At 70.0% G+C, this 13,551-nt stretch carries 15 protein-coding genes; 4 read left to right on the top strand and 11 right to left on the bottom strand.

Features of this window, described 5'->3' with window-relative positions:
• Nucleotides 1–88 precede the first annotated feature (88 nt).
• From OG975_RS31590 to OG975_RS31575, 4 genes are all read right to left on the bottom strand, one after another.
• Entirely contained in the window at nucleotides 89–1,186 is a 1,098-nt protein-coding gene (locus tag OG975_RS31590; protein WP_406332730.1) for a PDZ domain-containing protein, read from the bottom strand.
• 96 nt (nucleotides 1,187–1,282) lie between these two features.
• Nucleotides 1,283–1,486, bottom strand: coding sequence for a hypothetical protein (locus OG975_RS31585; RefSeq protein WP_406332729.1), 204 nt, complete (start codon nucleotides 1,484–1,486; stop codon nucleotides 1,283–1,285).
• Between the two features lie 113 nt (nucleotides 1,487–1,599).
• On the bottom strand, nucleotides 1,600–2,061 hold the full coding sequence (locus OG975_RS31580) for a molybdenum cofactor biosynthesis protein MoaE (RefSeq protein WP_327431580.1): 462 nt from the start codon (nucleotides 2,059–2,061) through the stop codon (nucleotides 1,600–1,602).
• A gap of 278 nt (nucleotides 2,062–2,339) precedes the next feature.
• Nucleotides 2,340–3,452 (bottom strand): SDR family oxidoreductase, encoded by a 1,113-nt coding sequence (locus tag OG975_RS31575; RefSeq protein ID WP_330307181.1) that lies wholly within the window; start codon nucleotides 3,450–3,452, stop codon nucleotides 2,340–2,342.
• A gap of 191 nt (nucleotides 3,453–3,643) precedes the next feature.
• Between OG975_RS31575 and OG975_RS31570 the strand changes: the two genes are divergently transcribed.
• Both OG975_RS31570 and OG975_RS31565 read left to right on the top strand, forming a co-directional pair.
• Nucleotides 3,644–5,080 (top strand): zinc-dependent metalloprotease, encoded by a 1,437-nt coding sequence (locus tag OG975_RS31570; protein WP_327431578.1) that lies wholly within the window; start codon nucleotides 3,644–3,646, stop codon nucleotides 5,078–5,080.
• The gene (locus tag OG975_RS31565; RefSeq protein ID WP_406332728.1) at nucleotides 5,077–5,598 is read left to right on the top strand and encodes an NUDIX hydrolase; all 522 of its coding nucleotides are present in this window, start codon (nucleotides 5,077–5,079) and stop codon (nucleotides 5,596–5,598) included. The genes OG975_RS31570 and OG975_RS31565 overlap by 4 nt, the downstream gene beginning before the upstream one ends.
• A gap of 149 nt (nucleotides 5,599–5,747) precedes the next feature.
• On the opposite strand, the gene OG975_RS31560 is transcribed toward OG975_RS31565, so the two are convergent.
• The 4 genes from OG975_RS31560 to OG975_RS31545 all read right to left on the bottom strand — a co-directional run bounded on the left by OG975_RS31560 (nucleotide 5,748) and on the right by OG975_RS31545 (nucleotide 9,712).
• The gene (locus OG975_RS31560) at nucleotides 5,748–6,503 is read right to left on the bottom strand and encodes an AIM24 family protein (protein WP_406332727.1); all 756 of its coding nucleotides are present in this window, start codon (nucleotides 6,501–6,503) and stop codon (nucleotides 5,748–5,750) included.
• Between the two features lie 16 nt (nucleotides 6,504–6,519).
• Nucleotides 6,520–7,200 (bottom strand): AIM24 family protein, encoded by a 681-nt coding sequence (locus OG975_RS31555; RefSeq protein WP_406332726.1) that lies wholly within the window; start codon nucleotides 7,198–7,200, stop codon nucleotides 6,520–6,522.
• An 11-nt stretch (nucleotides 7,201–7,211) separates the two neighbouring features.
• Complete coding sequence (locus OG975_RS31550; RefSeq protein ID WP_406332725.1) at nucleotides 7,212–8,990, bottom strand: TerD family protein; 1,779 nt, start codon at nucleotides 8,988–8,990, stop codon at nucleotides 7,212–7,214.
• Between the two features lie 125 nt (nucleotides 8,991–9,115).
• Entirely contained in the window at nucleotides 9,116–9,712 is a 597-nt protein-coding gene (locus OG975_RS31545) for a M48 family metallopeptidase (protein WP_327431573.1), read from the bottom strand.
• A gap of 217 nt (nucleotides 9,713–9,929) precedes the next feature.
• On the opposite strand from OG975_RS31545, the gene OG975_RS31540 reads away from it, so the two are divergent.
• Complete coding sequence (locus OG975_RS31540) at nucleotides 9,930–11,147, top strand: TOMM precursor leader peptide-binding protein (protein WP_406332724.1); 1,218 nt, start codon at nucleotides 9,930–9,932, stop codon at nucleotides 11,145–11,147.
• A complete protein-coding gene (locus tag OG975_RS31535; protein WP_327431571.1) occupies nucleotides 11,140–12,504 on the top strand; it encodes an AarF/ABC1/UbiB kinase family protein in 1,365 nt (454 codons plus the stop codon). Before OG975_RS31540 ends, OG975_RS31535 begins: the two co-directional genes overlap by 8 nt.
• A gap of 6 nt (nucleotides 12,505–12,510) precedes the next feature.
• On the opposite strand, the gene OG975_RS31530 is transcribed toward OG975_RS31535, so the two are convergent.
• The 3 genes from OG975_RS31530 to OG975_RS31520 form a co-directional block, all read right to left on the bottom strand.
• Nucleotides 12,511–12,735 carry a hypothetical protein gene (locus OG975_RS31530; protein ID WP_381259039.1) on the bottom strand — a complete coding sequence of 75 codons (225 nt, stop codon included), beginning with the start codon at nucleotides 12,733–12,735 and terminating at the stop codon, nucleotides 12,511–12,513.
• 118 nt (nucleotides 12,736–12,853) lie between these two features.
• The gene (locus OG975_RS31525) at nucleotides 12,854–13,177 is read right to left on the bottom strand and encodes a hypothetical protein (protein ID WP_327431569.1); all 324 of its coding nucleotides are present in this window, start codon (nucleotides 13,175–13,177) and stop codon (nucleotides 12,854–12,856) included.
• Complete coding sequence (locus OG975_RS31520; protein ID WP_028802016.1) at nucleotides 13,174–13,542, bottom strand: WhiB family transcriptional regulator; 369 nt, start codon at nucleotides 13,540–13,542, stop codon at nucleotides 13,174–13,176. The genes OG975_RS31525 and OG975_RS31520 overlap by 4 nt, the downstream gene beginning before the upstream one ends.
• Nucleotides 13,543–13,551: the final 9 nt, after the last annotated feature.

Here is a 13,551-nt window from a genome sequence, read left to right as displayed (position 1 = left end):
TCTCGTACAAGGCTTTCTTCTACGTCGATGGGGGCGCACCCGGTGTCGGGTGCGCCCCCATCGACGTACGAGCTCGGAGCCGGCGCGGTCAGCCCTTGGTGGTGCACTTCGGGAGGTCGGCCGTCTTGCCCGAGCTGATGTCCTTGAGGGCGCTCATCGCGTCGTCGATGGTGTTGACCTTGACGAGCGTGAGCCCGTCGGGGGTGTCCTTCGCGGCGGCCGCGCAGTTGTCCTTGGGCGTCAGGAAGTACTGGGCGCCCTTCTCGCGCGCGCCGACCGTCTTCATCTCGATGCCACCGATGGGGCCGACCTTGCCGTCGTCGTCGATGGTGCCGGTGCCGGCCACGAACTTGCCGCCGGTGAGGTTCCCCGGGGTGATCTTGTCCACGATGCCGAGCGCGAACATAAGGCCCGCGCTCGGTCCGCCGACATCGGCGAGCTTGATGTCGATGGTGAACGGGAACGTGTGATCGGTGCCGGCCGAGATCCCGACGATCGCCCGATCAGTACCGCTGTCGTCGGACTTCGTCGTCGTGATGGTCACGTCCTTGGTCGCGGTCGCCGTCTTGTTCTCCTTCTCGGCGGCGGCCTGCTCCTTGGCGGGCACGATCGTGAAGACGACCTTGTCGCCCGGCTTGTGCTTGGTGACCAGCTTCGCGACGTCGTCGGGCGCCTTCACCGTCGTACCGTCGACGGCCTTGATGACGTCTCCGGCATGCAGCCTGCCTTCGGACGGGGAGTCCTTGAGCACGGTGGAGACGATCACCCAGGACTTCACCGGGACGTCCAGCTCCTTCAGAGCGGCCACCTTGGCGCTCTCCTGGGACTGGCTGAACTCCTCGGCGTTCTCCTGCGTCGACTGCTCCTCGGTCTTGCCGTCCGGGTAGAGCGTGTCGTGCGGCACGACCTTGTTGTCGTGCGCGAGCCACCCATAGACCGCCTCGACAAGATTCATGTTGTAGTCGGCGCTGGTGACCCGGACCGTGGTCATGTTCAGGTGCCCGGTGGCCGGATACGTCTTGTGCCCGGTGATCTGCAGCACCGGCTCGCCGTCGTGATCGCCCAGCGTGTTCACCGTGGGGCCCGGTGACATCTCCGAGTAGGGCACTTTGATGAACACTCCCGCGCACAGGAGCGCGATCAGGATCAGAGTGGAGGCGAGCATCGTCGCGGTGCGGCGTGGCATGGAACGACAGTACGGGACGGTGCTGTCAGCGCACCCTCGGGGCCGTCCGTACGGGGTCGGCCGGGACCCTGCGTACGGGACCGGAGCCCGTAGGCCTCAGACGGCGTCGGAGTGGGACTTCTCCCTCACCTGGGCCCTCTCCATGGCCTCGGCCTTCTCCATGGCTTCACGGAAGCGCGTGTAGCCCGCGAGCTCGACGCCGTCTCCCGCCGCCTTGCGATTCCGGCCGGCCCAACTGCCCCACAGTCCGGCACCGATCGCAGCCATGAGCGGAATCAGCAACCAGGCAAGCGCCGCCATGTCGACCTCCCAACCCCATGAGCGACCGCAACTGACTGATCAGCAGATTAACCATCCGCATTGTTAACGCTCGCGGCAGGGCCCTGGTTACGCAACCGGAAGGCGGGTGCGGCTCAACAAGCGCCGACCCACTCCTCCGTACCGTCGGAGAACTTCTGGTGCTTCCAGATGGGCACTTCGTGCTTCAGGTCATCGATGAGCTTGCGACAGGCTTCGAACGCCTCACCCCGATGCGGGCACGAAACAGCGACGACGACCGCGAGATCCCCGACGGCCAGCTCACCCACACGGTGAACAGCGGCCAACGCCCGCACCGGATACTCGGCGACCACCTTCTCGGCGATCCGCCGCATCTCGGCCTCGGCACTGGGATGACACGAATATCCGAGCTCATCGACGTCAGCGCCCCCGTCGTGATTCCGCACACTCCCCACGAACAGCGCGGTCCCCCCGGCGGCGTCGTCCCCCACCGCCTTGAACACCTCGTCCAGCGAGAGCGGCGTCTCACGAATGCCGATCAACTTGATCGCGTCCTGCGCCGCCTGCTCACCGGGATGGTCGTTCATGGGTGCCATGAACCCATCGTGCCCCACCCCACTGACAACAGGAAATAGACCTTTCCCCCGGCACGGACACGTAGACCTTTGGAGCCTCCTACAACGAGCCCGTTCAGGCCGAAGCGGGGGCGACGGGGCGCAGCCCCGAGCCTTCAGGGGCGCGGGGAACTGCGCGACCAGCCCCCACCGTCCCGCAGCCAAAACACAACCGAACGGGGTCGAAGGGGCGGAGCCCCTGGGCGATGGGACGGGTAGGGGCGGCGGGGGCGAAAACCCCTGTCCGGCCCAACCCGCACTCAGATCCGCCGCCGAGCCTTCCGAGCCCGCCGAACCACCGCAGCCGCACCCAGCAGAGCCACCGTCGCCCCCGCAGCCCCCGCCGCAGTCGCATCCTTCCGCCCCAGCCGCCGCCCAGCCACCGTATGCCGCCCGGCAACCTCCTCCAGCAGCTCCGCCAGAACCTCCTCATTGGTCCACTGCGGCCGCCACCCGGCGTCATGCAGCCGGCTCCCACTCACCACCCAGGGATACATCGTGTACGCCAGATCCCCGGCGGGCGAAGGAGTGAGCCCAATCCGGTGAAGCCGAGCCGCGGCCCCGAGAGCGACCGCGGACGGCAGCTCCATCCGCCGAATCCCGCTCAGCTCCTCGACCTCCTCCTGCTCCAGCCACCCGTCGCACCCGACGGCCAGCTCCCCCTCCACCTTCTCGACGACGGCGTACTCCAGAGCACTGCACAGATCCTCGACGTGGCAGAACTGCCAGGCGGGCCGGGACCCCGCCACCACCAGCAGCCGAGGCGACTCGAAATACCTGGTCAGAGCGGTATCGGTACCCCCGACGAGCACACCGGGCCGCACAACGGTGACATTAAGTCCCGGATGGGCCCGCGGCGCGCGGCGCGCCAGCCGCTCGATCTCCAGCAGGTCACCGACCCCGGTGGCCTCGGCCGTCGCCCGCAATTCGGCGTCTTCGGAGAGGGGCAGTTCGTTGTCGGGCAGCGCCCCGTAGACCATGGCCGAGGTGCACAGCACCACCCGGTGGACCCCGGCCGCGGCGGCGGCGGTGAGCACGGTCTGGGTCCCCCGGACGTTGTACGCCGTCCGGGCCGCCGCGTCCGTCTCCAGGTCGAGATCGAGCGCCAGATGCACCACGACATCGGCCCCGCGCAGCTTCTCGGCGATCGCGGGGTCCCGCACATCCAGGATGTGCCATGTCGCGTCCGCGCACTCGCCACGCCGCTCGTCGATGGCGATGACCTGCTTGATCTCCTCGCTGGCGGCCAGCCGCTCGGTGAGCAGCGCGCCCACGCCCGACGCGGCGCCGGTGACCGCGACGACGGGCCCGCGCGGGAGCGAGCTGGTTGAGTGGTTTCGCGCTGCGCGAACCTGCGGATCTGGGGAACTCACCGGGCGTCTCCAGCGGTTGTCTTCAGTAACGGACGCGCGTGACGCGTACGTACCAGGTGGCATCCATCCTGCCGCAGGCCAAGAGTCGGCGAAGCACCGAGGCCCAATCGGGCTGTGGTGTCTACGCTGGGTGGTGTTGTCGGGCAGTCGCCGTCGGAACGAACCGGCGGCCTTACCAGCCGAGGAATCCCGTGAGTGACACCCCATTCGGATTCGGCCTTCCGCCGGAGGAGCCGGAGAACGGCGACGAGGGCAAGGAGAAGGACCAGCAGAGCGGTGGTGGTCAGGGACCGTTCGGTTTCGGGCTGCCCGGAGCCGGTGGTCCCGGAGCCGACAATCCGCTCGCAGCCATGTTCGGTTCCATGAACCCCAATGACCTGGGCGCCGCGTTCCAGCAGCTGGGCCAGATGCTCTCGTACGAGGGCGGTCCGGTGAACTGGGACATGGCCAAGCAGATCGCCCGCCAGACGGTCTCCCAGGGCACCCCTGACGGCACCAAGGACGCGAGCGTCGGTCCCGCCGAGCGCACCGCGGTCGAGCAGGCCGTGCGTCTGGCCGACCTGTGGCTGGACGACGCGACGTCTCTGCCGTCCGGCGCCGGCTCCGCCGTGGCGTGGAGCCGCGCGGAGTGGGTCGAGGCGACCCTTCCCGTGTGGAAGGAGCTCGTCGACCCGGTCGCCGAGCGCGTCGGCGCGGCCATGGGCGACGTCCTGCCGGAGGAGATGCAGGCCATGGCGGGCCCGCTCATCGGCATGATGCGCTCCATGGGCGGCGCCATGTTCGGTACGCAGATCGGGCAGGCCGTGGGCGTGCTCGCGGGCGAGGTCGTCGGCTCGACCGACATCGGCCTGCCGCTCGGCCCGGCCGGCAAGGCCGCGCTGCTGCCGCTGAACATCGAGTCGTTCGGCAAAGACCTGGGCGTCCCCCAGGAGGAGGTGCGGCTCTACCTCGCCCTGCGCGAGGCCGCCCACCAGCGCCTCTTCGCCCACGTGCCGTGGCTGCGCTCGCATCTGTTCGGCGCGGTCGAGGGCTACGCGCGCGGGATCAAGGTCGACACCGCGAAGCTGGAGGACGTGGTCGGCCAGTTCGACCCGCAGAACCCGGAGGAGCTGCAGCAGGCACTCCAGCAGGGCATGTTCCAGCCGGAGGACACGCCGGAGCAGAAGGCCGCCCTGGCCCGCCTGGAGACGGCTCTCGCGCTCGTCGAGGGCTGGGTGGACGCGGTGGTCCACGCGGCCGCCAAGCCGCGCCTGTCGTCCGCGGACGCGCTGCGCGAGACGCTGCGCCGCCGCCGCGCCACGGGCGGTCCCGCAGAGCAGACCTTCGCCACGCTGATCGGCCTGGAGCTGCGCCCGCGCCGGCTGCGGGACGCCTCGCGCCTGTGGGCCTCGCTCACCGACGCGCGCGGTGTCGACGGCCGTGACGGCCTGTGGGCTCACCCGGACATGCTGCCGACCGCGTCCGACCTGGACGACCCGGACGGCTTCGTGCACCGCGAGCAGCTGGACTTCTCCGAGATCGACAAGATGCTCGGCGAGGCGGCGAGCGGCTCCGGTTCCGCCGAGAAGCCGAACCTCACGAAGGACGACTCCCCCAAGGACGACGACAAGGGCGACGACACCGAGTGAGCCTCCACGACGACGCGGTCCTCGTACTGAAGAGCTACGAGGACCAGGAAGAGCTGCGCCAGGTCTACCTGGAGCACCTCTCGGAGCACTCCGACGGCACCTGGAAGTCCTGCACGTCCGGGCATGTCACGGCGAGCGCGCTGGTGATCGACCCGGAGCGCGGCCGCGTCCTGCTGACGCTGCACCGCAAGCTCCGGATGTGGCTGCAGATGGGCGGCCACTGCGAGCCGGACGACGCGACGCTGGCCGCGGCGGCCCTGCGCGAGGCGACCGAGGAGTCCGGGATCCCGGGCCTGACGCTGCTGCCGGGCGGTCCTGTACGTCTGGACCGGCACGCCATCCCGGCGCCGTGCAACTGGCATCTGGACGTCCAGTACGCCGCGCTGGCCCCGGCCGACGCCGTGGAGGCCATCAGCGACGAGTCCCTCGACCTGCGCTGGTTCGGCTACGGCGAGGTCGCGGAGGTGGCGGACGCCTCGGTCGTAAGGCTGTTGGAGGCCACCCGCGCCAGGCTCTGAACGTGTGTAAGGGGTGACCGCAATTGCGGTCACCCCTTACCTGTGCTGCCGCGCCCCGAAAGGGGCGCGGGGAACTGCGCGACCAGCCACAGCCGACCCGCAGTCTTGTACGACGGCAGTCTTGTACGGCGGCGCTTCCCGCGGAGCGGTCAGCTCCAGACGTTGCCCTGGTTCTGCGCGTGCGCACCCTGCTGGCCCATGCCGTACTGCGCACGCAGCCCCTGGCCGATCACGGCGTTCTGCGGCGGCAGCAGCTCACTGGGCTGGATGAGCGCGAACCCGTTGCCCATGAAGCTCAGCTCCCAGCCCTCACCGGTGTTGCCACGGCGCCGCCACACCCCGGAGGAGTGCGTCTGGGCCTGCATCTGCACTCGCAGGCTGGTGGACCACGCGACGATCGCGTCGGCATCGCAGTTGACGTACCGGTCCGGCGTGACCTGCATCAGCAGCGGCATCCCGGAGGTCATCAGCGCGACCTTGCCACGACCGGTGATGTTGAGCTGGTACTTGCCGGAGCCGGAGATGCCGTACTGACTGTCGACGGCGATGGCCTCGTAGTGCAGCCCGGAGTCCATCGCCAGGACGTAACTGCTGTCGACGGTGAGACCGTCCTGGTCCACCTCCACGACGTGCACGTGCTGGCCGAGGTTGGCGAGGTAGACCGTCCCCTGCCCGTGACAGCGCATCAGGTCGAGGCCCTCACCGGTGTACGCACGCGTGCGCTGCTGGCTGTTGTTCTGGAACTCGGCGTCGAACTCGACGAGACCCTGGTACGCGACCATCGTGCCCTTGCGGGCGAGGATGTCGTCGTGGCCCTCCAGGACGACGCGCAGCATCTGCGAGTTCTGCAGGCTGTAGCGCTCCTGGGTCTGCTGCTCGTTGTAGCCGAAAAGCGGGCTTTGCATGGTGTCCTGCTCCCCCTCAGCCCCGGATCCGGAGGCGGTCGGTGCTGTCCTCGCTGGGCTGGACGACGACGATGCCCTGCCCGGAGAACGCCATCTGGTACGCCTCACCGCTGCCGCGTCCGATCAGCGACTGCGCCTTGAAGCTGCGCTTGCCCTTCACCTTGAGGTTCGGGGACCAGGCGACGAGCGCGTCCGGGTCGACGTACGTCTCGTCCTCACCACCGCCGCAGTCGACGACGATCGGCTTGCCCCGGGAGGTCAGCGCGACCCAGCCCTGGCCGGAGATCTTGGTGTTCCAGAGCCCCTGTCCGGCGAACTTGGCGAGCCCTTTCACCCGCTCGACGCCCCACGTGAGGTGCGCGTCGAAGGCGAGCAGGTTCGTCGCGTTGACGGAAATCGCGTCCCCATTGAGGTTGATGACGACGACGTTCGCCCCGTAGTCGGCGAGGTAGAGCAGGCCGTCACCGGAGCACTTCATCAGGGGCGCGCCCTCGCCGGTGACCCAGTCGCGCGCGATCTGGCGTACGGCGGGCGGGTTGGGCTCGTACTGGACGAACCCTTCGTAGGCGACCATCGACCCCACGCGCGCGAGGAGGTCGCTTCCGGTCTGCATGGCGACCTTCAGCATGTGATTGCCGTGGTTCTCCATGCGGGTGGTGACGGGTGCCGGGGCGAAGCCCGAGAGTGGCTGGTTCATGACGGGCTCCCTCAGACCTCGTACGGCTGGACGACGACAAAACTGCCGGGCGCGGCGCGGAACTGGAGGTTCACGCTCTCGCCGGTGTCGCCGGGATAGGCGTTCCGGCGCATCCGCACCTGGCTGGAGACGATCACCTGTGCGGCCGCGGACCAGGCGACGACCGCGTTGCAGTCGGCGAAGGTCGTGGGCGTCACGGGCAGCACGACGGGGGCACCGTGGGTCTTCACGACGATGGTGCCGGTCCCCTGGAACTGCATCGTGAACAGGGCGCCTCCGGGAATGCCGTGTCCCTCGATACGGCGCACCTCGTACTGGAGCGACTCGTCGAAGGCGAGCACGTTCTCCGCGGAGACACAGATCGCGTCGCCCTGGAGCTCGATGGGGTGCACATGGGTGGAGTTCTCGGCGAGGAACACCTGGCCCTGGCCGGTACAGCGCATCAGCTGCATCTCCTGGCCGGTCGAGTTGCCCACGATCCGGCCGGCGAATCCGGCGCCCTTGTAGCTGAAGTCGACCTTGCCCTGGTAGAGCACCATGCTGCCCTGGCGGGCCAGCACGGGCTGACCACCGATGCCGAGGTCGACCCTGATGAGCTTCTTGTTCTGCTGGGTCCACCGCTGGCCGGTGGGCGTCTCCTTGAAGGCCCCCAGCGCGGCGGCCACACCGGCACCGCCCTGCGGGGCGCCCTGGGGAGCACCGTACGGGGAGGGCGCACCGGGCTGGCCCCGGAACTGTCCGGGCGCCTGACCCGGGACCTGGCCGTACTGCGGCTGCTGGCCGTAACCGGGGGGCGCGGGAGGCGCCTGCTGGCCATAACCAGGAGGCGCGGGAGGCGCCTGCTGACCGTAACCGGGAGGCGCGGTCGGTGCCTGCTGGCCGTAACCGGGAGGCATCGGAGCCGTCTGGCCGGGAGGCTGCTGGCCGTAGCCCGGCGGCGGCCCGGGTGGACCGGGCGGCTGCGCGTACGGCGCGGGGCCCGGCGGATGCACGGTGCCGCCCGGCGGAGTGTGCAGGGGCGCGATGATGGTCGGCGCGGCGTGCACCGAGGGCGCGGGCGCCGGCGCGACGGGGGGCGTGGCTCCCGGGGGCGGCGCGAAGCCCTGCGCGGCGGGCTGCGGCGCGGGGGCCGGAGCCGGGGCGGGCACGGGTGCCGGGGCCGGAGCGGCCGGGCCGCCGAACGCGGGCGGCGCGGTGGCCTGGGCCGGCGGGGCGAAGGACGGCGCGGCACCGGCCTGCGGCTGCTGCGCGGTGGGCTGCTCCTCGGCGACCTCGCCGCCGAAGTTCTTGAGCAGCGCCTCGAGGCCGCCGTCGAAGCCCTGTCCCACGGCGGCGAACCGCCAGACGTCCTTCAGGTAGAAGTCGCCCAGCATCACGGCACGTTCCGTGGAGAACTCCGCGCCGCTGAACGAGTACCGGGCCACCTCCTCGCCGCCCGCGACGACACGGAGGTATCCGGGAGCGATCTGCGACATCTGTCCGGCGCCGTCGATGGTCGCCGTGAACGACAGTTTGTGGATCTGCGCCGGGATCCGGTCGAGCGTGACGCGGAAGGACTCCGTGTCGCCCGACTGGGCGCCGAGGAGCTGGATCGACTCCTCCGGGGTCTTCGGCTGGTTGAAGAAGACGAAGTACTGGTCGTCCGACAGCCGTTCGTCGGCGTCAAGACCGAAGCAACTGATGTCGAAGGTCAGTCCGGGGCCGGTGATCTGCACACCTACGTACAGATCGGTGCCCGCGGTGAGGTCACTGATCTTGGCCTTGTGGCCGCGTTGGAATTCCCTGGCCATGCGTAACGACCGTCCCCCATCCCGATGCGAGTGCGTCGCGTCAGGCTAACGGCAAACCCTGGGAGTGGACGAAGCCGGTACAGACCCGGTACACAATCGCCCTCTCGTCGAGGGGCCGACCCTCGCTACTCGTCGCGGGCGGCGGGCAGATGGGGCAGCCGATCGGCGGCGACCACCCCTTCGAGGTAGCCGCGAGCACGCTCGGTACGCGGATACGCCTCGAGCAGCCGCCAGAAGCGCGGCCCGTGTCCGGGCACCAACAGGTGGGCCAGTTCGTGGACGAGGACGTAGTCGACGACGTACTCGGGCATGCCCTGCAACCGGTGCGACAGACGGATGCTGCCCTCGGACGGGGTGCACGAGCCCCAGCGCGTGTTCTGGTTGGTGACCCAGCGCACCGAAGTGGGCCGGGCCCGGCCGTCGAAGTACTGGCCCGACAAACGCTCCGCCCGTTCGGCCAGCTCGGCGTCGCCGAGCACCCTTTTGTTCTCCTGGGCGGCCAGTTTGTCGAGCATGACGGTCACCCAGCGCTGCTCCTCCGCCTCGGACATCCGGGCGGGGATGAGCACGACGGTGCGATCGCCCTCGCGGTACGCGGAGACCGTTCTGCGCCGTCGCGCGCTCCTGCGGACCTCGATCGCGCTCGCCCCCGAGCCGCTTGGCGGCGGGCTCGTCGTGCTGCGCTGTGGTTTTCCGGCGCGGTGCAGTGGGTCGGCGGGCACGCCCCGACGTTACCCGCTGCACACGGGGGAAGTCCCGCCCCCGGGACGGTTCGATGCCGATCCGCACTCCGTGCGCTTGATTTGTACGACGAACGGTGCCACCTGTGGACAACTTTCGGCACCGATCGGCCCGGACGGGCATGCTGGCATTCGGTCGGCGGAGCAGGACGCACCCCGCCGACACATGGGGACGTTCTACGGGCTACGGGGGTAGGTCATGCATCCGATGGTGAAGCCCGCGCTGCGGCGCGGCTGGCGGGATCTCAACACCGTGCAGTTCGGGATGGCACCCGCGCACGCCATGGTGCTGGGCCCGATGGACACGGCGACGGGCAGTTTCCTCGACCTGCTCGACGGCACACGCGGACTGCCGCACCTACGCGAAGAGGGACGCAAGATGGGGCTGCCCGACGGCCATGTCGACGGGCTGGTGGAACGGCTGGCCCGGTCCGGCCTGCTGGACGACTCGACCGGAGGTGGCCCGGCCGCGGACGCCTTGCGCAGGAAGAAGGAGGTCCTGGACCGGCTGCTCCCCGACCTCGCCTCCCTCTCCCTCGTCGCACCCGAACCGGGCGACGCCATCAAACGCCTGGCCGCCCGCCGCTCACTGCGCGTACAGGTGAGGGGCGCGGGTCGGGTGGGAGTGATCCTTGCCTCACTGCTCGCGGGCGCGGGCGTGGGCGAGATCGATGTGCGCGACATCGGCTGCGTCGAGCCGTGGGATGTGGCACCGGGCGGGCTGCCCGCCGACTCCATCGGTGAGCGCAGGGAGGAGGCCGCCCGCCGGGCGGTGCGCCGAGCCGCACCCGACCGTCCGCCCCGGACATCCTCGAAGGAGAAGAAGGAGAACGAGGAAGAGAAGGGGGCGGAGAACGGGGCGGTGCGGGGGCTGTCGCTGGTGATCCTCACTCCCCGGGACGGTCTCGCGGTCCACGCGCCCGATCCAGCCGCCGCCGAAGCCCTGATCGCCTCGGGGACGCCACATCTCTACGCGGGTGTCGTCGAAGGCACCGGCGTGGTCGGCCCCTTGGTCCTGCCCGGCGACACCGGCTGCGCGGGCTGTCTGGACGAGGGACGCGCCGACCGGGATCCGACATGGCCTCGTCTGGTCGCACAGTGGCGCTCAGGGCAGCAGCGCCGGGTACCCGCGTGCGACCTCACTCTGGCGGCCGCCGTAGCCGGAGTGGCCGCGGGTCACGCACTTGCCTTCCTGGACGGCGAATTGCCCTCCAGCGCGGGGGCACGCTGGGAGGCGTCGGTCCCGGGCTTCGACTGGCACGCCAGACCCGTCTGGGCGCATCCGGCATGCCCGTGCGGCACGGCGGAGAAAGGTAAGGGGGAGCGGGCCTCGGAGGACGGCGGGCCGCACGCGACAATGGCGGGGCAACAGCCGTACGCGGCACGGCTGTCTGGGACTTGGAGGGCTCATGTCTGATCTTCCCCGGAAGGCGGTCACCCGTACCGCCAAACTCGCCGCGCTACCGCTCGGCTTCGCCGGGCGGGCGACCTGGGGGCTCGGCAAACGGATCGGCGGGAAGTCGGCGGAGATCGTGGGCCGCGAGCTCCAGCAGCGCACGGCGGAGCAGCTGTTCAAGGTGCTGGGCGAGCTCAAGGGCGGCGCCATGAAGTTCGGGCAGGCGATGTCCGTCTTCGAGTCGGCGCTGCCCGAGGAGGTCGCGGGGCCGTATCGCGCGGCCCTGACGAAGCTCCAGGAAGCCGCGCCTCCCATGCCGACACGCACCGTCCACTCGGTGCTGGAGGAGCGGCTCGGCGAGGACTGGTCCGAGCTGTTCGTGGAGTTCGAGGACAAGCCGTCCGCGGCGGCCTCGATCGGCCAGGTCCACCGGGCGGTGTGGCATGACGGGCGCGAGGTCGCCGTCAAGGTGCAGTACCCCGGGGCGGGCGAGGCCCTGCTGTCCGATCTGACCCAGCTCAGCCGATTCGCCAGACTTCTCGGCCCTCTGATCCCCGGTATGGACATCAAGCCGCTCATCGCGGAACTGCGCGACCGGGTGTCCGAGGAGCTCGACTACGGACTGGAGGCGCAGGCCCAGAAGGCGCATGCGGAGGAGTTCGCGGGCGACCCGGATGTCCTTGTACCGGCGGTGGTCCACCAGTGCGACCAGGTCCTGGTGACCGAATGGATCGACGGGATACCGCTGTCGGAAGTGATCGCCGACGGAACCCAGGAGCAGCGGGACCGCGCCGGCCAGCTGCTGGCCCGCTTCCTCTTCTCGGGCCCCGCCCGCACCGGCCTGCTGCACGCCGATCCGCACCCGGGCAACTTCCGTCTCCTGCCGGACGAGAAGAACGGCTGGCGTCTGGGCGTCCTGGACTTCGGCACGGTCGACCGCCTGCCCGGCGGTCTGCCCCTGCCGATCGGCGACTCCCTCCGCATGACCCTCGACGGCGAGGCGGAGGCGGTCTACGAGCTGCTCTGCGAGGAGGGCTTCGTCAAGGAGTCCATAGACCTCGAACCGGACGCGGTCCTGGACTACCTCCTGCCGATCATCGAACCGGCCCAGGCCGACGAGTTCACCTTCACCCGCGGCTGGATGCGCAGCCAGGCCGCCCGAGTGGCCGACCCCCGCTCCCCCGCCCACCAACTGGGCAAACGGCTCAACCTGCCCCCGGCCTACCTCCTGATACACCGCGTGACCCTGAGCACCATTGGCGTCCTGTGCCAACTCGGCGCGACGGTCCGCCTGCGCGACGAACTGGAGGAGTGGTTGCCGGGGTTCGTGCCCGACGAGGAGCTGCTGGATGAGGAGGATGCGGCGGCGGAGGCGTGAGCGGGCCTACCACCACGCCGAGTCCAGGCGGCCCTCGATCGCTCTGAGGTTGGTGCGGGCGCAGTTGTCGCAGAAGTAGTTGCGGGTGCCGTTCTCGACGGAACAGGTCCAGGTCAGCTGGGGACCGTCAGCCGGGGTGCCGCAGCGGGCGCACACGATGTGCTGGGCCTCGCCCGCCTCGGGCCGCGGTGCGGAGCCGGTGCTGTCACTGTCCCCGGGAAGACTCGTCACTCGGCGACGATATCGCCGTGATCGGCGGTTCGCCCGGCACAACGCACCGCGGGGGCCGGTCCGTTCGGACCGGCCCCCGCGGGGAATCACTGCCTGCTAGGGCTGCGACTGCCGTCGGCTACTGCATGACCGCCATGGCCAACGCGCGCCGGGCTCGCATCGAGGCGCGCTCGGCCCGGCGCTGCATGCGGCGGGCGGTCGCCAGGCGCACGGCCCGACGTTCCTGCTCAGCCTGGTGCAGTCGCTCGTGCATATGCGCACGAGCCAGGGCTTCTGGGATGAGTTGCATCTCTCGGGTCCTGTTCTGACGCGAGTCGTTCGCGCCGGTGGTGGTGAAGTCTGGGATCGCGGAGCCTGCGGGCTCGCCGGCGGACGGCTTCATCGGGGCCTGCTTCTTGGGGTCGTTCGTCAGGGGGCGGTCGATCGTTCCTCGGGCGTTCATGCCGCAACCGGGTTCTTGCGCGGGCGGCCACGCGGCCGCTTGCGGGCCACGACAACTCCCTGGACGAAGAGCTCGCCGCCCCAGACGCCCCAGGGCTCACGCCGCTCCTTGGCGCCGGCGAGGCAGGCCTCCATCAGCGGGCAGGTGCGGCAGAGGGACTTGGCGTACTCGACATCGGCCGGCGACTCGGCGAAGAAGACCTCCGGGTCGTAGGAACGGCAGGGGACGGGTACGCCGAGGTTCTCGATGGCGTCGTCGAGCGCGGTGAGCGCAGTGAGCGGGATCAAGGTGGAGTCCTCCGTGAGGCCGGGCGGGGGGATCGTTTCGGAAGGCGGTACGGACGGGGCGTGCGCTTCGAGTTGCACGGTTCGTCT

This window comes from Streptomyces sp. NBC_00203, assembly GCF_045206325.1.
GTDB classification, from domain to species: domain Bacteria; phylum Actinomycetota; class Actinomycetes; order Streptomycetales; family Streptomycetaceae; genus Streptomyces; species Streptomyces lutosisoli.
Note: the sequence above shows the minus strand (reverse complement) of the source record. Positions and strands in the feature narration are given on the sequence as shown.

Coding starts and splice junctions, on each gene's coding strand:
- OG975_RS31555 (WP_406332726.1), bottom strand. CDS start 7,200: ATGAACCAGCCACTCTCGGGCTTCGCCCCGGCACCCGTCACCACCCGC.
- OG975_RS31585 (WP_406332729.1), bottom strand. CDS start 1,486: ATGGCGGCGCTTGCCTGGTTGCTGATTCCGCTCATGGCTGCGATCGGT.
- OG975_RS31525 (WP_327431569.1), bottom strand. CDS start 13,177: ATGAACGCCCGAGGAACGATCGACCGCCCCCTGACGAACGACCCCAAG.
- OG975_RS31550 (WP_406332725.1), bottom strand. CDS start 8,990: ATGGCCAGGGAATTCCAACGCGGCCACAAGGCCAAGATCAGTGACCTC.
- OG975_RS31580 (WP_327431580.1), bottom strand. CDS start 2,061: ATGGCACCCATGAACGACCATCCCGGTGAGCAGGCGGCGCAGGACGCG.
- OG975_RS31540 (WP_406332724.1), top strand. CDS start 9,930: ATGCATCCGATGGTGAAGCCCGCGCTGCGGCGCGGCTGGCGGGATCTC.
- OG975_RS31560 (WP_406332727.1), bottom strand. CDS start 6,503: ATGCAAAGCCCGCTTTTCGGCTACAACGAGCAGCAGACCCAGGAGCGC.
- OG975_RS31535 (WP_327431571.1), top strand. CDS start 11,140: ATGTCTGATCTTCCCCGGAAGGCGGTCACCCGTACCGCCAAACTCGCC.
- OG975_RS31590 (WP_406332730.1), bottom strand. CDS start 1,186: ATGCCACGCCGCACCGCGACGATGCTCGCCTCCACTCTGATCCTGATC.